This window comes from Salinirubellus salinus (assembly GCF_025231485.1).
Classification (GTDB): domain Archaea; phylum Halobacteriota; class Halobacteria; order Halobacteriales; family Haloarculaceae; genus Salinirubellus; species Salinirubellus salinus.
This window is the reverse complement of record NZ_CP104003.1, coordinates 85734-102602: the sequence shown is the minus strand read 5'-3', so window position 1 is coordinate 102602 and position 16869 is coordinate 85734. Positions and strand designations below refer to the sequence as shown.

Here is a 16869-nt window from a genome sequence, read left to right as displayed (position 1 = left end):
CACCCGCCCTCGTTCAACAGCTGTACGCGAACGTGATGCCCTCGGGAGCCACGCGTATCTGGACGTCCTCGCCACCGCCGCAGTCCACGTCCGGGTTGTACTCGGTACTGGCCTCCCCGACGCCCGGCGAACTGGCCCGCACGGCCGCGACGTCGTTTTCCACCCCGCGAGACTCGTCGCTCGTCCCTGGATCCATGTCGTAGGTGTGGTTGAGCAGGAGCGTCCCGTCGGTGGCCTCGACCTCGACGGTCACCTCGCGGCGCTCGTCGGTCTGGTTGCTCGGGATTATCTCGACCTCGGTGCCCTCGCCCGAGGGGCCGCCGGGACCGCTCGCACAGCCGGCGAGCGCACCGAGGGCGCCGAGCGAGGCGGCCGACTCGAGCAGACGACGACGGTTCACGACGGCCCGTTGCCCGGTCCCGGACAAATCGTTTGCCCCGGAGACGCTATGGCCGTCGGCCCCGAACGCGAGTCGTGAGCGCGTACACGGCGGTCTCGGCCGGGTTCGCCCGTGACGGCACGCCAGTCTTCAGGTTCGAGGTCAGCCCCGCGTTCGCCGCGGACCCCGTCGAGTTCGAGTTCGTCGTCACCACCGGCCCGACGCGGTTCGCGGTCCGCACGGGCGACCGACTGGTCGCCGTCGCCCGTCGAGCGCAGGCCGACCGGCTCTGTCGGCGCCTCGTCGAGTACGAGACCTACGACGTGGGCGTCCGCTACGTGGGTGCTGGCACCGTCCCCCCGCACCTCGCCGAGACGGACGGCGAGGGGAGCGACGAAGGGGGCCACGAGGAGGGCGAGCGCCGGTTCGACGAGGTGACGCGCCACCGACTCGCCGACGAGGCGTACGATCGGCTCTACGCGCGGTACGTGGAGGGGTGAGTCACTCGGCCGGGAGAGGAGCGACCCGCTGACCGAGCGAGACGTAGTCCCGGTCGACCCGCTCGGGCTCGGTCCCCGGCCCGTCGTCGCGGCGGAGTCCCTCGAACTGCACAGGCAGGCCCATCCCCGTGTAGAAGCTCGCGCGGTCCTGCACGTGGTAGTGCAGGTGTGGCTCGGTGGAGTTGCCGGAGTTGCCACACCGGCCCACCAGCTGGCCGCGTTCGACCCGCTCGCCCTCCCGGATCGAGACGCTCCCCTCGCGGAGGTGGGCGAGCACGCTGTACTCGCCGTCGCCGTGGTCGAGGACGACGTAGTTCCCGCGGATGTCCCGCTGGAACGGGTCGATGCGCCCCCCGGCCTTCGGGTAGTCTCGGTGGCCGTCGCTGGCCTCGGCGACGACGCCTGCTGCGGGCGCGAGCACCGGTTCGTCCCAGCAGTGGTACTGGTCGGCGCGGCTCCCGTCGCCCTCGTGGGTCCGCCCTTCGGCGTCGGTGACGACGAGGTCGGCGGCGTAGCGCTGTGCGTAGATGCCCCACGAGTGAGAGTGTTCCTTCCGCGGACTCCCGTTGACGACCGTCCACTCGCCGTCGAACGGGAGGCGCAGGTCGGTCGACTGCTCGTACGTCTCGGGCGACGGGAGGCGACCACGGTAGCGCGCGAGGACGGCCACCTGCCCGAGGAGCTGCTTCAGCCCCTGCCACTGGACCCACGGGTTGACGAACGTGGGGATGCTCGTCAGCACTGCCCGGCGGCCGTAGGCCGCGTCGCCGATGGCGACCCAGTCGGCCGGGGAGGCACCGCGCGAGGGGAACAGCGCGCTCAGCAGCGGCCAGAAGCCGAACAGGAAGAAGAGCGCGAACACCTGCAGCCGTTCGAGCGACGGGACGAGAAAGCCCGGTATCGAGACGAGGCCGAGCGTCGACAGGGTCGTCGGGTCGGGGAGGGCACGCCGAAGGCGGTCGGTCGGGCCCGACCCGGGCCCGATGGAGGGGTCGTCCTCGTCGCTCACGGCGCCAGCGCGGGCACGACCCGCGAGGGGTTCGCGTCGAACGCCTTCCGCATCGCGTCCTCCGGAACCGAGCAGGTGAGCAGTTCCATCACCGCCACCGAGGGGTGGACGTCGGGCGCCCCGGAGCCGAACAGCACGCGGTCCGGGTGCTCCTTGAGCGCCCGTTCGAGCGGTTCGCGGAACCGGACCGCGGCCGTGTCGAGGTGGAGGTGGTCGTACCGGTCGAGCAGGTCGATGGCCGCGCCCATCCGGTCGCGGTCGAGCGGGTAGCCGCCGAAGGAGGCGAGGACGGTCGGGAACTCGAACTCGAGGAGCGCGTCCGCGACGGCGTGCGGGCCGAACCCCGACCCGGCGTGGACCCTGACCGGAAGTCCGACGTCCGCGAGCGTCCGGAGCACCTCCTCGTCGGGGAGGCCGTCGACGACCGGGTCGAGGACGAACCCCTCGAACCGGTCGCCGTAGCCGTAGGACTCGACGTCCTCGGGGTCGGCGTGGTGGGGGAGTCGGCGGGCCGTGAGGTTGCGCAGGCGCGAGGTGGCTCCGGAGTCGGGGACTCGCGGGCCGGCGAGGCGGGCGAACGGGACGAACGGCCGCTCGACGCACCGCCGGGCGACGGCGTTGTTCGCCGCGAGGTAACCCTCCTCCGGCCGACCCGCCGCCGGGATGGGACCGGGTGCGACGACGGCGCGGACGATGCCGGCCTGCAGGAACTCGCGTTCCAGTCGCTCGGGGGCCACCTCCCGTCCACGGCGGCGGTCGACGCCGTCCGGGTCCAGCGTCGCACCGACGTCGACGACCCGGAAGTCGTGTTCCAGTTCCAGCACGGCCGGTGGTGAGTCGGGGCCGAGTATAAGCGTTGGCGGCGGGAGACCCGCCCGGCACCGCGGCGGGAGAGCCGAACGACACCCACCAGGACCCGCCGCGTGTGAACGTTCGACACACGCCTCCGTACGGCGGTCTGCGGGAACGGTTCAGTCAGTTTTATATAGAACCGCAAACGACATTTCAGGTGATTATGGCACAACGAGGTCAGGGCCGCATGGGTGGCCAGCCGATGTTCATTCTCGCGGAGGACACCCAGCGCACACGTGGCAAGGACGCACAGTCCTCGAACATCCAGGCCGGGAAGGCCGTGAGCGAGGCCGTACGCACCACGCTCGGCCCGCGCGGGATGGACAAGATGCTCGTCTCGGACTCCGGCGACGTCACCATCACGAACGACGGGGCGACCATCCTGAACCGGATGGACATCGAGCACCCCGCCGCCCAGATGATCGTCGAGGTCGCCGAGTCACAGGAGGACGAGGTCGGCGACGGGACGACCACGGCGTCCGTGCTCGCGGGCCAGCTCCTCGCGCAGGCCGAGGACCTGCTGGAGGACGACGTCCACCCGACGACCATCGTCGAGGGCTACCACGAGGCCGCCAGCCTCGCACTCGAGGCCATCGAGGAGATGACGCTCGACGAGGAGCTCGACACCGACCTCCTCGAGTCCGTCGCCGAGTCCTCCATGACCGGCAAGGGCACGGGCGACATCGAGGCCGCCGCGCTGGCCGAGACGGTCGTCGCCGCCGTCCAGCAGGTGACCGGCGACGACGGTGTGGACCGCGACTCCATCACCATCCGCACGCAGACCGGCGCCTCCTCGTCGGCCACGGAGCTCGTCCAGGGCGTCATCCTCGACGAGGAGCCCGCCCACGACGACATGCCTCGCACCGTCGAGGACGCCACCATCGCCGTCCTCGACCTCGACCTCGAGGTCCGCGAGGCCAACATCGACGCCGAGTACGACATCACGAGCGTCGACCAGCTCGAGGCCGCCATCGAGGCCGAGGAGGGTGAGCTGCGCGAGTACGCCGACTCCATCGCGAACGCCGGCGTCGACGTCGCGTTCGTCACCGGCGACATCGAGGACCGCGTCGCCTCCTACCTCGCCAAGCACGGCGTCCTCGCGTTCGACTCCGTCGGCGACGACGACGCCAAGTCCATCGCTCGCGCGACGGGCGCCAAGACCGTCGGCTCGCTGAAGGACCTCGAGGAGAGCGACTTCGGCAGCGCCGACACCATCCGCGTCGAGCGGTTCGGCGACGACGAACTCACGTTCATCGAGGGGGGCGCGGCCGCCGAGGCCGTCACCGTCTTCGCCCGCGGCGGCACGGAGCACGTCGCGGACGAGCTGGAGCGCGCGCTGATGGACGCCCTCGACGTCGTCACCGCCGCGCTCGACGCGGGCGGTGTCGTCCCCGGCGCCGGTGCCAGCGAGATCGCCATGGCCGACCACATCCGTGCCTCCTCGGCCTCCATCGGCGGCCGCAAGCAGCTCGCCGTCGAGGCGTTCGCCGACGCGCTGGACATCGTCCCGCGCACGCTCGCCGAGAACACTGGGATGGACCCCATCGACGCGCTCGTCGACCTGCGCCAGCGCCACGACAGCGAGGGCATCGCCGGCATCGTCGCCTACGGCCAGACCGGCGAGATCGCCGACCCCGTCGAGCACGGCGTCCTCGACCCCGCGGCGGTCAAGCGCGAGGCCGTCGAGAGCGCCACCGAGGCCGCGACGATGATCGTCCGTATCGACGACGTCATCTCCTCGAGCTAACCGCTCGGTTCGACCACACCCCGTTTCTTTCGACGCTGGTCCACGAGCGACGGCCACGGCGAGCGGGTCGCTTTTGCCCGGGCGACCCGAAGCGAGTGTGTGAGTCACCGCTCGCTCGAAGCCGACCTCGAACGCGCCCGCGACCTCTCGGTCGACGACCTCGCCGACGCCGTCGAGACCATCGGGTTCGAGTGTACGCGGTGTGGCGCCTGCTGCAAGAGCGAGGCCGAGGACCCACATACGGCCACGGTGTTCCCGGACGAGGTGCGAGCGTTGCAGGCCGCGACGGCCGACTCGCCGGCGTTCGACCACGCGTACGACTGGCGCGACGTGGCCCGTCCGATGCCCTACGGCCTGCACGACGGCCCGGACGGCCCGGAGGGAGAGACGTTCGAGTGGGCGCTCCAGACGGACGCCTGTGGCGACTGCACGTTCTACGAGGAGGCCGCGGACGGGACCGGCGCCTGCACGGTCCACGACGACCGGCCGCTCATCTGTGAGACCTACCCGTTCAGCGTCGTCCTCGACGGAGAGGAACTCGGCACCCAGCCGATGGGCGACGCGGTGGACCGCGAGGGTCCGGTCCGCGCCCACGAGTGCGAGGGGCTGGGCCGCGACATCTCGCGTGCGGACGCCGAGGCACTCGCCGAGACGCTGAAGGAGCGGGCCGTCCGCGAACTGGAGGAGGCCATCGGTGTCCGCGACAACTACGCGCGGACCGACCCCGAGGGTGGCGTGGTCGTACACGACTCGGAGGGGGCGAAGGACCGCGACGGGCGGCCGTGGGGCACCGATTCCGGCACGGAAACCCTCTGAGCGGCGGTACTTCTAAGCCACAGGGGGGAGTCGTACGGAACGAACGTCTCATGGAGATCTCCGAGAAACTGCTCTGTCTTTTCAGTGCGGACGTCGAGGACGAGGGCGACCGCTTCGTGGTCGAGGTGCCGAAACGGGAAATCGACACGGGGTCCGTCACCCCCGGCGAGACCTTCCGAGTCGCCCTCATCAGCACCCGCGCGGAGTCGGCCGACACCAACGACGACTCGGGACCCGCCCCCGACGAGCCACAGCCCCCCGTCGAGCCGGGCGAGATCCGATACGTCGAGATCGAGGACCTCGGCAAGCAGGGCGACGGCATCGCCCGCGTCGAGCGTGGCTACGTCATCATCGTCCCCGGCGGCGAGGTCGGCGAGCGCGTGAAGATAGAGATCACGGAAGTGAAGTCGAACTTCGCGGTGGGCGATATCCTCGAATAGAACCTTTTTGCGCTCGGGGTCGGCTTCGGCGACCCGCTCGCGCAAAAAGCTTCAGCAAAAAGGCGCCGCCCGCTCCGCTCGCGGCGGGTGGGTATGCTGGCGGTTACAGCCCCGCACGACAGCGGCTCACCCGTCGAGTGGAACCGCGTCCCTGCGGTCGGTTTCGTCGGTACGGTGGTAGCGCTGCGTACCGTGCGGGGGTTCGGCGTCGCACGCGTACCGGTGAGTACGCTGCGGAGGTCCGGCACGACACGGACACCGCTGCGTGCCGTGCGGAGTTGCGGAACGTACCGCGAGCGGGTTCATCCGCGGCGGGCGGAGTCCTCACGAGCGGAGTGGGTGAGGAGCGTGGCGGAGCTCGCATCGCCTGCGCGAGGCGCGCCCGTGTCGTGAACGTTCGGTAGAGCGGGTCGCCGGAGGCGACCCCGATGGCAGGAAGGTTCTACGCGAGGCTGGTCTCCTCGACCTCGTCGCGCCACGCCAGCCGCTCCCCCGGCGTGCCATCCTCGTACCGACCCTCGAAGCTCGCCTCGAGGAGGTACGCGGGGTCGCGGTCCTCGTCGTCCTCGTCGTGGACCGCGACGATGGACACGTCGAGGAGGTCCTCGATACGGCAGCCGACGCCCGTCTCGGCGAGGAGTGCCCGCTCGAGTTCTGCGGCCGGGTCGGACGCCGGGTCGTAGCGCACCCGCGGGGTCTCCTCGTGGTCCTCCGACTCCGCGACCAGTACCTCGCCCGCCTCGTTCCGGACCCGGACCGAAGCGTCGAGGACGCCACCGTCGACGGCCCGCTCGTACACCTCCGACGGCACCCCCACCGACGTCTGCTGGACGTCGAACGACGAGTACCGCTCTTGCAACCGTTCGAGTGTCTCGGTGACACGATCGCGTGACAGCTCCCCCATCTACTTCGTTTAGACACCCGGCCCGGATAAATACGACGAAGGTACCCGTCGAGTCAGTCCCCCGCGTGCCCCTCGGGCCGTGGCGTCTCCCCCCGACCGGCGTCCAGCCGGTCGATGCGGGTCGCCAGCGTCGGGTGCAGCGAGAGCCCCGAGAGCGCGCCGGGCGGGCGGGGATACCCACCCGCGAGGTGGACCAGCGCGTCGCGCATGGCACCCGCACCGACGTGTCGAGCCGCGTAGTCGTCCGCGTCGTACTCCGTCCAGCGGACCAGTCTGAGGATGCCGAGCGTCGCCGGGACCGCCAGCAGGAGCCCCGTCTCGAACGCCCCCGGCACCTCGAGCGCCGTCGCGGCCAGCCACGGCAGGACGAACGCCGCCACCGCGCCCAGCCGGAGCGCGACGTGGTGGCGCCGGTGGTGACCGAGTTCGTGCGTGAGGATGGCCGCGAGTTCGCGCTCGGAGAGCGTCGCGACCAGTCGCTCGGTGACGAACACGCAGCGAAGGCCGGGCAGGAGCCCCGCCGCGAGCGCGTTCGCCGGCCCGTCCACGCCCGTCCGCAGGACGTACACCGGCAGGTCGACGGCCGCGCCGCGTGCCTCGGTCGGCGACAGGGGGCGGTGGGCCACGAGGCGACGGACCGCCAGCGGCGACCCGGCCGCGACGAACAGGCCCACGGCGGCGACCCCGACCGCCAGCCACCAGCCGTCCGGGATGGCCGGCGAGAGCGCCGTGAGCACGAGCGCCGGACCGACCGCGACGGCGTAGCCACGGGCGAACCCGCCCGGCGACCCCTCGCGGGCGGCGTCGTCGGCCCCGCGGTAGGCGGCGTACGCGGTCAGCACGACCGGGCCGCAGAACAGCGCGAGCGTCCCCACGGTGGGGTAGACGTCGGGCGTGAGACCGGGACGCACCGCGTGGAGCCAGCCGGCGACGTGGGCGTCGGAGCCGACGACGGCACCGAGGCCGGCCCCGAACAGGAGGGCGAGGCCGGCGCCGACGCGACGGAGTCGCCGGGCCACGACGGGCGAGGGGCCGGCCGACACCGCCACGAGGCGAGCGGCGGCGTAGCAGACGGCCGCGAGCGAGAGGTGCGCGAGGAGGGCACCGAACGGCGGGAGCATCGTCGCCCGGTAGGGGCGCGGACGTTGTCAATCTTCAGCCGCCGTGGGGCACGGCGTTTTTCTCCCTGCCCGTCGACCGGTGGGTATGAGCGAGTCCACGCGGACGGTGCTGGTCCCGGTCGACGACAGCGAGCGGTCCACCGCCGCGATACGCCACGCCGTCGAACGGTACCCCGACGCCGACGTCGTCGCCATCCACGTCGTCGACGTGGTGAGCGCCATCCACGCGGCCGACCCGGAGGTGACCGCGCCGGGCTACTGGGAGCAGCTGTACGAGGCCGCCGAGGCGGGCGCCGACGCCGTCCTCGCGGACGCCGAGGCGACCGCCGCCGACCTGGGCGCCGAGATACGGACCGAACGCGTGGACGGCCGTCCCGCCCGCCGCATCGTCGAGTACGCGGCCGAGCACGACGTGGACGAGGTGGTCCTCGCCAGCCACGGCCGGACCGGCGTCTCGCGCATCCTGCTCGGTAGCGTCGCCGAGGAGGTCGTCCGGCGCGCCCCCTGCCCGGTGACGGTGGTTCGGTAGCCACCGCGACCACGGCCGTATCCGAACGTTCAGGCACCCGCGACGCCTCTGGTCGACTCGATGAACGCCAGCCGTCGCCGCCTCCTCGCGCTCGTCGTGACGGCCGGCTCCGGCACCCTCGCCGGCTGTACGGCCTCGAGTGGTGCGAACCCGTTCCTGAAACTGGAGAGCGGGCTGGACGATCCGGTGACGCTCTCGGTGACGGTGCGGCGCGCGGCGACGAACGAGGTGACCAGCGAGGGCAGCTACGAGGTGCCGCCCCGCTCCCTGCGCCAGATCCGGGTGCTGGGGAACGACCGCTACCGGGTGACCGCGCGGGCGCCGTTCGACGCGGTGACGTTCGAGTGCGAGCCGACGTGTCGGTCGGCGACGACGGCCGTGTTCGTCACCCCCGAGCGGGAGGTGAACGCGGCGGTGCAGGCGTGTCCGGACTGAGACTCAGACGTGCTCGTCGAGGAACTCGACCATCTTCGTGTACGCCTCGATGCGGTTCTCGCGCTTCGAGAGACCGTGGCCCTCGTCGTCGAAGACGAGCAGTTCGGTCGGGACGTGTTCGGCCGCGGCGTCGGCGATCTGCTCGGCCTCCCCCAGCGGGACCCGCGGGTCGTTCGCGCCGTGGACGACGAACAGCGGCGCCCGGATGCGGTCGGCGCGGTGGACCGGGCTGATGGACTCGAGGAACTCGCGGTCCTCGGCCAGTGAGCCGTACTCAGCCTCGCGGTTCTCGCGGCGCCAGTCGGCGGTGTTCTCGAGGAACGTGACGAAGTTGGCGATGCCGACGATGTCGACACCGGCGGCCCACCGGTCGGGGTACTCGGTCAGCGCCGCGAGGACGGCGAACCCGCCGTAGGAGCCACCCTTCACGACGATACGGTCGCCGTCCACGTCGTCGCGCGCGGCCAGCCACGCCGCGCAGGCGTTCAGGTCGGCGATGGAGTCCATCCGCTTCTCCACGTCGTCGAGGTGGGTGTACGCCCGGCCGTAGCCAGTCGACCCGCGGATGTTGGGCTCGAAGACCGCGTAGCCGTTGGCAAGGAAGTACTGGTTCAGCGCGGAGAACGAGGGCCGTCGCTGACTCTCCGGGCCGCCGTGGACATCGACGATGACCGGGGCGCCACCCTCGGGCACCGTCTGCGGGAGCGAGAGGTAGCCCGGCACGTCGCGGTCGTCGAACGACTCGACGTGGACGAGTTCGCGTGCGCTGAACGTCTCGGGGTCGACCCCCGCCGTGGAGGCGTTGGTCCAGCGCGTCGTCTCCTCACCGTCGAAGACGTAGGCGTTCGTGTTCGTCGTCGACCCGCTCGCCGAGAGCGCGAACGTCTCGCCGTCCGGTCCCCACGAGACGCCGCCGGCGACGCCCTCGGGCAGGTCGGGGCTGGCCGTCTCCGTGAGTTCGCCCGGCCCGTCGATGTCCGCGACGGTGAGGTCGGTGTAGCCGTCGACGTTGCGCGAGTAGACGAGGCGGTCGGGGTCGCGGTGGACCGCGACGCCGTCGACGTTCCACACCTCGTCCTGGACGACCGGAGTGAGTTCGCCGTCCAGCGTCAGGCGGGCCAGGTAGAGGTGGTCGGCGTCCTCGTCGGTCGTCAGGTAGAGCCCACCGTCGGGCCCCCACTCGACGCCGCCGTAGCGCACGTCCCCCTCGTGGGGCGTGAGGTGGGTCCGCTCGCCGGACGCCACGTCGAGGACGTACACGTCCGCGTCGAAGTTGTGGTGGACCTCGCTCGTGACGAGCTTCGTGCCGTCGGGGGAGAAGCCGCTGACGCCGACGATGCCCTCGCCCTCGAAGACGAGTTCGGCGTCCGTGCCCGTGGCGTCCCAGTCCTGCACGTAGACGTCGAAGACGGCGGGGTCGCGCCGGTTCGAGGTGAACGCGAAGTGGTCGCCGTCCTCGCTCCAGCCGCCCCAGTGGTGGCGTGCCTCGGGGTGCCGGGTGAGGTCGGTCACCGTCCCGTCCGGGTCGAGACGGTGGAGTTGCGTGTTCTCGTCGCCCCCCTCGTCCATCCCGAAGACGAGGTGGTCCCGCTCGGGGGAGTACGAGCAGAACGAGACGGACTCGTCGTAGAACGTCCGCTGTTCGGGCCACGCGCCCGGTTCGTCCAGCGTCCAGACCTGTGGCGTGCCGGTGGTGTCCATCAGGAACGCGAGTCGGCCGGACGGCGACAGCGACCCGCCGTAGGCCGCCCGGACGTTCAGGTACCGCTCGATGTCGCGCATTGCCCACTCCTCGGCGGGTGCGTGGAAAGTCGTTCCGGGCCGGGGGGACGAAACACCCATACTCGACAGTCCCCGAACCCCGGTCGTGCCCTCCCGACGCACCCTCCTCACCGGACTCTCCGGCGTCGCCGTCGGCTCGCTCGCCGGCTGTGTCACCGACCTCACCGACACCGCCAGCGCGGGCGCGTCCATCCCGCTCGGTGCGGACCGGCTCGCGTTCCGCGACGGCTTCGAGAGCGAGGCGGTGGAACTCCGGCAGAAGTACGGCGACCACGGCGTCTGGGGGCTCGACGGGCCACGCTCGCCCGCTCTCGGCGCGGACACCGAGTACCTCGGTGCACGCGTCCAGCAACTGGACGTCCCCGAGGAGCACGGTGGCCGCCCGTTCGCGCTCGCCCACGGGGCGGCACTGGTCTACCGCGTCGGCGAGCGCCGTCGGGTGTGGCTCTGGCTCGCGGCGCGCCCCCGGCAGGTGAGCGGTCGGCTGGGCCGGACGAACCTCTCGCGTCTCGCCGTCGAGACGGAACCGGGGCCCGGATGGGAACTCACGGTTGCGACCCCGCGCGGCCCTACCCGCGAGGGACCGGTCGCGGTCTCGCTGGACGAGCGCGGTCCGAGCGCGCGGGTGCCGCTCGAGGGCGGTGGCCTCGCGGCCGACACGTACGAACTCGGACCCGCGGGCCGCGTCGAGGTGGCGTGGCAGGGCGTCTCCGGCGAGACGCGGGCCGTCCACGCGCTCGTGGAGTACGCGTCGACCGGCGACGACGCGTTCGAACCGCCCGTCTCTGTCCGGGTGGCGGCCGCGCGTGGCGCCCTCTGAGCGGGCGAGCACTGCGACCACAGGGTTCATGTCCGGCCGCTCGGTCTGAGACGTCATGCAGGTCGGCGTCGTCGCCCGGTTCACCGACCCCTACGTCGACCGCGACGGCGTCGCCCGGACCGAGGCCGTCGCCCGCGCGCTCGCGGCGCGTGGCCACGACGTCACCGTCTACTGTACGGGCTGGTGGGCTGGCTACGACGAGACCCGCGAGCACGACGGCGTCACCTACCGCGCCGTCACCATCTCACCCACCCGGCCCTCCTTCCTCGCCCGGATTCCCGCGCTCCTCGCCGCCGACCGGCCGGACGTGGTCCACGCCACGCCGGACCCGCCGGCGGCCGTCCTGAGCGCCCGGCTCGGGGCCTCGATCGCCCGCGCACCGCTCGTCGTCGACTGGTACGGCGACGAACCGCTCGACCGCTACCGCGAACGGGCGGCCCGCGTCCCCGACCGGGTCGTCGCGCCCTCGCAACTCGTCCGTCGCGAGGTGCGTGAACTCGGTGCCACCGAGGAGGCGACGACCGTGGTCCCCGAGTCGGTCGAGATGGACCTCGTGCGCTCGGTCGACCCGGCGGGCGAGGCCGACATCGTCGCCGCCCGGCGGCTGGACGAGGGGGCCAACCTCGAGTCGTTCCTGCTGGCCCTCGCGGAGTACCGCCAGCGGGGCTGGCAGGCGACGGTGGTCGGCGACGGCCCCGAACGCGAGGCGTACGAGGAACAGGCGGCGGACCTCCGCATCGGCGACCGGGTGGAGTTCGTCGGGTCGTGTTCCCGCGAGGAGCGCATCGCCCGGTACCGCGCGGCCCACGTCTTCGTGCACACGGCCCGGCGCGAGGAGTTCGCCACCGAGCTCTGCTGGGCGCTCGCCTGCGGCTGCGTGGGTATCGTCGAGTACCAGGCCGCCAGCGCCGCCCACGAACTCGTCGAGCGGCGCGAACGGGGCTTCCGCGCCACCTCGCCCGAGGAGATCACCGACGCGCTGGAGGCAGCGAGCGAGTACGGCCGGCTCACGGTCGACGAGTCGATGGACGAGTACGACACCGACGCGGTCACGGACCGCTGGCTCTCGGTCTACCGCGACGCCGGGGCGACGGTCTACCCCCGGCCGGCGAGCGAGTGACCCGCGACCACAACGCACTAGGACCCCCGCGCCGTCCGGCGAGTATGGAGACGACACACCGGGTCCACGTCGGCGACGCCCGGTCGCTCCCCCTCGCGGACGACTCGGTGTCGCTCGTCGTCACCTCGCCGCCGTACCCGATGGTGGAGATGTGGGACGAGTCGTTCGCCGCGCAGGACGAGGCCATCGGCGCGGCGCTCGAACGGGGCGACGGCGCGGCCGCCTTCGATGAAATGCACGACCTGCTGGCCGAGGCGTGGGCCGAGGTCGCTCGCGTCCTCCGTCCGGGCGGCATCGCCGTCGTGAACGTCGGTGACGCCACGCGACGGCTGGACGGCACCTTCGAACAGTACCCCAACGCCGCCGCGGTCACGAGCCGCGTGCGAGAGGCGGGCCTCTCGTCTCTCCCCGGGCTGCTCTGGCGGAAGCCGACCAACAGCGCCGCGAAGTTCATGGGTAGCGGCACGCTCCCGCCGAACGCCTACCCGACGCTCGAACACGAGCACCTCCTCGTCTTCCGCAACGGCGACACCCGCACGTACCCGCCGGGTGACGAGGAACGCTACGCGTCCGCGTACTTCTGGGAGGAGCGCAACGAGTGGTTCTCGGACCTCTGGGCGTTCACCGGCACGCGCCAGCGGCTCTCGGCCACGGACGCGAACGGCGACACCCTCGACGACGACCTGCGCGAGCGTTCGGGGGCGTTCCCGCTCACCGTCCCCCTGCGACTCGTCCTGATGTTCTCGACGTACGGCGAGACGGTGCTGGACCCGTTCTGGGGGACGGGGACCACCTCGCTGGCGGCGCTCGTCGCGGGTCGGGACTCCGTCGGCGTCGAGCGCGAGCGGGCGCTCGTGGCGGCGTTCGACGACCGGGTGACGGAGGCGCCCGAACGCTCCCGCGCCATCGCCGAGGAGCGACTCGACGCGCACCGGCAGTTCCTGGCCGACTGGGACGGCACGCCCAACTACGAGGCCGAGCACTACGCGTTCGGCGTCGTCACGAAGCAGGAGCGGCACGTCCGCCTGCGAGCGGTCGACAGCGTGGAGCGGACCGACGAGGACCCCCGAACCTACCGGGCGACCCACTCGCCGGTCTGACCGGGGCGGGACAGACCACACCGAAACCGGTTTTCGGCCGGCCCACGCCCCTCACGCATGGACCTCCCGTTCGACGAGTTCACGCTGGCGGCGTCGACGGCCGACCTCTCCGAGGAGCCGGCCGCCCGCGACGAGGCCGACTGCGTGGAGTTCAGGATGGACCTCGCCGACGCGCCGCGCGCCGCGCTGGCCGACTACGACGGCGAGCTGCCGCTCCTCGTGACGAACCGCGCCGAGTGGGAGGGTGGTGAGGCGCCCGACGAGGGACGTATCGAGGCGCTCTGTGCGGCCGTCGAGCACGACGCCGTCGCGGCCGTCGACGTGGAACTCGAGGCCGTCGCCCACGGCGAGGGAGGCGAGGTGGTGCGCGCGGCGCGCGACGCCGGCGCCACCGTCGTCGTGAGCGTCCACGACTTCGAGGCGACGCCGCCCGAGCAGGAGCTCTCGCGCCTGCTCGAACGGGCCGCGGACGTGGGCGACGTGGCGAAGGTCGCGGTCACCGCGACGGACCGGGCGGACACGCTGGCGCTCCTGTCGGCGACGGCGTCGGCCACCGACGACGGGCTGCGGGTGGCGACGATGGCGATGGGCGAGGCGGGCCGACACACCCGGGCGGTCGCGCCCGTCTACGGCTCGCGCATCGGGTACGCGCCGGTCGACCCGGACCGAGCCACCGCGCCGGGGCAGTACGACCTCGCCACGCTGGCCTCGCTGGTCGCGGCGCTCGAGTGACGGCGTCGTCGCGGTGCCGTCCGTCAGACGGTCGGACGCCGCTCGACACGCGTCAAAGGAAGACATATGAGTCCGCAGTGACAAGGGAGACGGAAGTCGTGTCCCGACCCCGGAGCCCCCTGCTGGCCGCTCTGCTCTCGTTCCTCCAGCCCGGCCTGGGTCACCTCTACCTGCGTGCGTGGTTCCGCGCGGTGCTCTGGTTCGGGCTGTGGGTGGCGACGGTGTTGCTCGTGGTGCCGACGAGCGGCGGCGCGGGGACGCTCGACGCGCTCGTGCAGACGGTGCTCGCGATGGCGGACCAGCCACTCGAGGTGACGCTGGCGCTCGCCTCCGTCACCGTGTTCAGCACGCTCGACGCCTACTGGCTCTGCTCGCGTCGCAACCACTACCGCACCGCCGACGAGCCGCGCTGTCCCCACTGCGGGAACGAGGTGGACGCCGACCTGGAGTTCTGCCACTGGTGTACCCGCCCCATCGAGTGGGAGGGCGACGCCGAGCGCCGGCCGCGCGGCGAGGCCGAGTCGGTCCGCTGAGCACGCGGCACGCCCACCGGGACACTCCCACTCGTGTCATACTCTCGATACAACTATGCTCGTGGAGCGACGACTGCGCTCGGGGCGGCGCCGGCCCCGCGAGCGTGGACCGGGCTCCGTCCCGAGGGCGAGAGCATGGCGAGCAAGAGCGAGACGCGAGACGTCGACGTGGTCCGCGAGGACATCGAGGAGACGCTGGGGTTCGTGCCGGGGTTCTGGGAACTCAACGACGAGGACCTGGTCAACGAGTGGCCGAACTTCAAGCGCCACACGATCGAGGAGACGGCCATCCCACCGAAGTACAAGGAGTTCATCGGCCTGGCCGTCGCGGCGAATCTGAAGTGCCCCTACTGTCAGGAGTTCCACATGGGTGCGGCGAAACTCCACGGGGCGACCGACGAGGAGCTCCGCGAGGTGGCGTACCTCGCGAGTTTCACGGCGCGCTACAGCGCGATCCTGCACGGGATGAACTACGACATCGACACGTTCAGCGAGGAGTTCGCCCGTATCGGGGACCACATGGAACAGCACATGGACGCGGCGGCGGACGACTGAGCGAGGCGGAGCGGCGAGAGAGCGGTAGCGGTCGGGACGGCGCACCGTAGTGCGGTACGGTGCTGTCTCGGGAGCGGTGGCGGTGCTGTCGCGGTGCCACCAGCGTTCTCACCCGCTTCGAGCGGCGAAGCCGCGAGGAGCGCCTTTTTGCTGGAGCGGTTCGCGCCTCCGGCGCGAACCCGACAGCAGAAAGATTCTACTTTTCGATGATGCTCTCCTCCACCGCCTCCCCGAAGTGCCGCGCCGTGTCCTCGTAGTAGATGGCCACCTCGTCGCCCACCTCGAGGTCGGTGACGGCCTTGCGGCCCTCGCTCGTGGCGACCTTGATGGTCTCGGCGTTCTGCAGGAGCGTCTCGATGCGGTCGACGCCCGCGTCGGTCTCGACCTCGGCCTCGACGCGGAACATCGGGCGGCGCTCGATCTTCGAGCGGCCGACGATGGCCTCGCGAGTGTTCCCCCGCGTGTCGACGACCTGAACGAGGTCGCCGGACTTCAGTTCCGCGAGGTACTTCGTCCCGCCGTCGGGCGTGCGGACGTAGGCGTGGACGGCGCCGGCGTTGACGCGGAACGGGCGGGAGGCGACGTACGGCGAGTCGGCCGTCTCGGCGTGGACGAAGAACATCCCGCGGGACATGGAGCCGACGAGCATCCCCTCGTCGTCGTCCATCATCGTGCCGGTGTCGACGCAGACGCGGTCGGCGCTCCCGGTCTCCTCGACGGCCGTGACGGTGGCGTAGGTCAGCGAGAGCGTCTCGCGCTCTGACTCGTCGCGGATGGAGACGACCTGTCGGATGGTGTCCGGGTCGTCCGTGTCCAGCAGGACGCCGTCGGCGCCCTGTTCGAGCGTCTCGAACGCGGTCCGGGCCTCCTCGGCCGTCTGGACGCCGGCGACGAGGTCGGTCTCCTCGCCGATACGGGCGATGAGGTTCTCGAGCGGGATGATCTTCCAGTCCTCGCCGACGACGATGGTGTAGTCGGCGTCCTGCGCGGCCGCCTCGGCGAACGACTCGTAGTCCGGCGAGCGGATCTTGACGTACGACCCGTCGGCCCGGCCGTCCGACCGGCGGAGCGTGGTCAGGTCGGCGCTGCCGGAGAAGTCGTCGGGCAGGTCGATGGTGCCGTCGCCCTCGCCGTGTTTCCCGACGACGTTGGCGTCGGCCTCTGCCTGTTCCTCGCCCTCGGCGTCCATGACGTGCACGTCGTCGCCGGAGAAGGCGGCGACGTTCACGCGGCCGAGTTCGCGCACCTTCGCCACGTCGGCGGCGTCCACGAGTACCCAGTCGACGCCGGCCTCGAGTCCGGCGGTGATGCGTCGCTTGCGTGTCTCCCAGTCGCCTACCTCGTCGTCGGCCTTCAGCCAGACGCTCCGGTCGCTCATACCGCCACCGCCGGGGGGTGAGGTATTGAAACTGGTGGACCGGGCGAGGGTCGCCACCGGGGGCGGGTCGGCCTGCGCCGTGGAAAAGCCCTTACGCACCGGCGAACTCCCCACGGA

19 protein-coding genes are annotated in these 16869 nt (G+C 71.7%); 12 read left to right on the top strand and 7 right to left on the bottom strand.

Annotated elements, in window-relative coordinates:
- Positions 1 to 13 precede the first annotated feature (13 nt).
- Entirely contained in the window at positions 14 to 400 is a 387-nt protein-coding gene (locus N0B31_RS00555) for a twin-arginine translocation signal domain-containing protein (protein ID WP_260593773.1), read from the bottom strand.
- A 74-nt stretch (positions 401 to 474) separates the two neighbouring features.
- Between N0B31_RS00555 and N0B31_RS00550 the strand changes: the two genes are divergently transcribed.
- Complete coding sequence (locus N0B31_RS00550) at positions 475 to 879, top strand: hypothetical protein (protein WP_260593772.1); 405 nt, start codon at positions 475 to 477, stop codon at positions 877 to 879.
- Between the two features lies 1 nt (position 880).
- Here N0B31_RS00550 and N0B31_RS00545 read toward each other — a convergent pair whose 3' ends face one another.
- A complete protein-coding gene (locus tag N0B31_RS00545; protein ID WP_260593771.1) occupies positions 881 to 1888 on the bottom strand; it encodes a M23 family metallopeptidase in 1008 nt (335 codons plus the stop codon).
- Entirely contained in the window at positions 1885 to 2712 is an 828-nt protein-coding gene (locus N0B31_RS00540; protein ID WP_260593770.1) for an amidohydrolase family protein, read from the bottom strand. The genes N0B31_RS00545 and N0B31_RS00540 overlap by 4 nt, the downstream gene beginning before the upstream one ends.
- Before the next feature lie 215 nt (positions 2713 to 2927).
- Here N0B31_RS00540 and thsA point away from each other — a divergent pair, with 215 nt between their 5' ends.
- From thsA to N0B31_RS00525, 3 genes are all read left to right on the top strand, one after another.
- Positions 2928 to 4487: a thermosome subunit alpha gene (thsA, locus tag N0B31_RS00535; protein WP_380628431.1), complete on the top strand. Its 1560-nt coding sequence runs from the start codon at positions 2928 to 2930 to the stop codon at positions 4485 to 4487.
- Between the two features lie 99 nt (positions 4488 to 4586).
- Positions 4587 to 5303, top strand: a complete 717-nt coding sequence (locus N0B31_RS00530; RefSeq protein ID WP_260593768.1) for a YkgJ family cysteine cluster protein — start codon at positions 4587 to 4589, stop codon at positions 5301 to 5303.
- A gap of 50 nt (positions 5304 to 5353) precedes the next feature.
- Entirely contained in the window at positions 5354 to 5743 is a 390-nt protein-coding gene (locus N0B31_RS00525; protein WP_260593767.1) for a TRAM domain-containing protein, read from the top strand.
- Positions 5744 to 6185: 442 nt separating this feature from the next.
- Here the strand turns inward: N0B31_RS00525 and N0B31_RS00520 are convergent, their stop codons facing one another.
- Both N0B31_RS00520 and N0B31_RS00515 read right to left on the bottom strand, forming a co-directional pair.
- A complete protein-coding gene (locus tag N0B31_RS00520; protein ID WP_260593766.1) occupies positions 6186 to 6647 on the bottom strand; it encodes a hypothetical protein in 462 nt (153 codons plus the stop codon).
- A gap of 53 nt (positions 6648 to 6700) precedes the next feature.
- On the bottom strand, positions 6701 to 7768 hold the full coding sequence (locus N0B31_RS00515) for a M48 family metallopeptidase (protein ID WP_260593765.1): 1068 nt from the start codon (positions 7766 to 7768) through the stop codon (positions 6701 to 6703).
- A gap of 85 nt (positions 7769 to 7853) precedes the next feature.
- Between N0B31_RS00515 and N0B31_RS00510 the strand changes: the two genes are divergently transcribed.
- Together N0B31_RS00510 and N0B31_RS00505 are read left to right on the top strand one after the other, a co-directional pair.
- A complete protein-coding gene (locus N0B31_RS00510) occupies positions 7854 to 8297 on the top strand; it encodes a universal stress protein (protein WP_260593764.1) in 444 nt (147 codons plus the stop codon).
- Positions 8298 to 8357: 60 nt separating this feature from the next.
- Positions 8358 to 8732, top strand: coding sequence for a hypothetical protein (locus N0B31_RS00505; protein WP_260593763.1), 375 nt, complete (start codon positions 8358 to 8360; stop codon positions 8730 to 8732).
- 3 nt (positions 8733 to 8735) lie between these two features.
- On the opposite strand, the gene N0B31_RS00500 is transcribed toward N0B31_RS00505, so the two are convergent.
- Complete coding sequence (locus N0B31_RS00500) at positions 8736 to 10514, bottom strand: S9 family peptidase (RefSeq protein ID WP_260593762.1); 1779 nt, start codon at positions 10512 to 10514, stop codon at positions 8736 to 8738.
- 85 nt (positions 10515 to 10599) lie between these two features.
- Here N0B31_RS00500 and N0B31_RS00495 point away from each other — a divergent pair, with 85 nt between their 5' ends.
- The 6 genes from N0B31_RS00495 to N0B31_RS00470 all read left to right on the top strand — a co-directional run bounded on the left by N0B31_RS00495 (position 10600) and on the right by N0B31_RS00470 (position 15374).
- Entirely contained in the window at positions 10600 to 11334 is a 735-nt protein-coding gene (locus N0B31_RS00495) for a hypothetical protein (protein WP_260593761.1), read from the top strand.
- Between the two features lie 55 nt (positions 11335 to 11389).
- The gene (locus N0B31_RS00490; RefSeq protein WP_260593760.1) at positions 11390 to 12454 is read left to right on the top strand and encodes a glycosyltransferase family 4 protein; all 1065 of its coding nucleotides are present in this window, start codon (positions 11390 to 11392) and stop codon (positions 12452 to 12454) included.
- 44 nt (positions 12455 to 12498) lie between these two features.
- Positions 12499 to 13554 carry a DNA-methyltransferase gene (locus tag N0B31_RS00485; protein WP_260593759.1) on the top strand — a complete coding sequence of 352 codons (1056 nt, stop codon included), beginning with the start codon at positions 12499 to 12501 and terminating at the stop codon, positions 13552 to 13554.
- Between the two features lie 57 nt (positions 13555 to 13611).
- The gene (locus N0B31_RS00480; RefSeq protein WP_260593758.1) at positions 13612 to 14286 is read left to right on the top strand and encodes a type I 3-dehydroquinate dehydratase; all 675 of its coding nucleotides are present in this window, start codon (positions 13612 to 13614) and stop codon (positions 14284 to 14286) included.
- 98 nt (positions 14287 to 14384) lie between these two features.
- Positions 14385 to 14819 (top strand): DUF7575 domain-containing protein, encoded by a 435-nt coding sequence (locus N0B31_RS00475; protein ID WP_260593757.1) that lies wholly within the window; start codon positions 14385 to 14387, stop codon positions 14817 to 14819.
- Between the two features lie 135 nt (positions 14820 to 14954).
- Positions 14955 to 15374 carry a carboxymuconolactone decarboxylase family protein gene (locus N0B31_RS00470; protein WP_260593756.1) on the top strand — a complete coding sequence of 140 codons (420 nt, stop codon included), beginning with the start codon at positions 14955 to 14957 and terminating at the stop codon, positions 15372 to 15374.
- Positions 15375 to 15570: 196 nt separating this feature from the next.
- On the opposite strand, the gene N0B31_RS00465 is transcribed toward N0B31_RS00470, so the two are convergent.
- The gene (locus N0B31_RS00465) at positions 15571 to 16752 is read right to left on the bottom strand and encodes a 3-dehydroquinate synthase II (protein WP_260593755.1); all 1182 of its coding nucleotides are present in this window, start codon (positions 16750 to 16752) and stop codon (positions 15571 to 15573) included.
- Positions 16753 to 16869 lie beyond the last annotated feature (117 nt).

Bases quoted from the DNA above. Each gene is read 5' to 3' on its own strand.
- thsA (WP_380628431.1), top strand. From the start codon at position 2,928: ATGGGTGGCCAGCCGATGTTCATTCTCGCGGAGGACACCCAGCGCACA.
- N0B31_RS00525 (WP_260593767.1), top strand. From the start codon at position 5,354: ATGGAGATCTCCGAGAAACTGCTCTGTCTTTTCAGTGCGGACGTCGAG.
- N0B31_RS00520 (WP_260593766.1), bottom strand. From the start codon at position 6,647: ATGGGGGAGCTGTCACGCGATCGTGTCACCGAGACACTCGAACGGTTG.
- N0B31_RS00515 (WP_260593765.1), bottom strand. From the start codon at position 7,768: ATGCTCCCGCCGTTCGGTGCCCTCCTCGCGCACCTCTCGCTCGCGGCC.
- N0B31_RS00510 (WP_260593764.1), top strand. From the start codon at position 7,854: ATGAGCGAGTCCACGCGGACGGTGCTGGTCCCGGTCGACGACAGCGAG.
- N0B31_RS00505 (WP_260593763.1), top strand. From the start codon at position 8,358: ATGAACGCCAGCCGTCGCCGCCTCCTCGCGCTCGTCGTGACGGCCGGC.
- N0B31_RS00500 (WP_260593762.1), bottom strand. From the start codon at position 10,514: ATGCGCGACATCGAGCGGTACCTGAACGTCCGGGCGGCCTACGGCGGG.
- N0B31_RS00490 (WP_260593760.1), top strand. From the start codon at position 11,390: ATGCAGGTCGGCGTCGTCGCCCGGTTCACCGACCCCTACGTCGACCGC.
- N0B31_RS00485 (WP_260593759.1), top strand. From the start codon at position 12,499: ATGGAGACGACACACCGGGTCCACGTCGGCGACGCCCGGTCGCTCCCC.
- N0B31_RS00480 (WP_260593758.1), top strand. From the start codon at position 13,612: ATGGACCTCCCGTTCGACGAGTTCACGCTGGCGGCGTCGACGGCCGAC.
- N0B31_RS00470 (WP_260593756.1), top strand. From the start codon at position 14,955: ATGGCGAGCAAGAGCGAGACGCGAGACGTCGACGTGGTCCGCGAGGAC.
- N0B31_RS00465 (WP_260593755.1), bottom strand. From the start codon at position 16,752: ATGAGCGACCGGAGCGTCTGGCTGAAGGCCGACGACGAGGTAGGCGAC.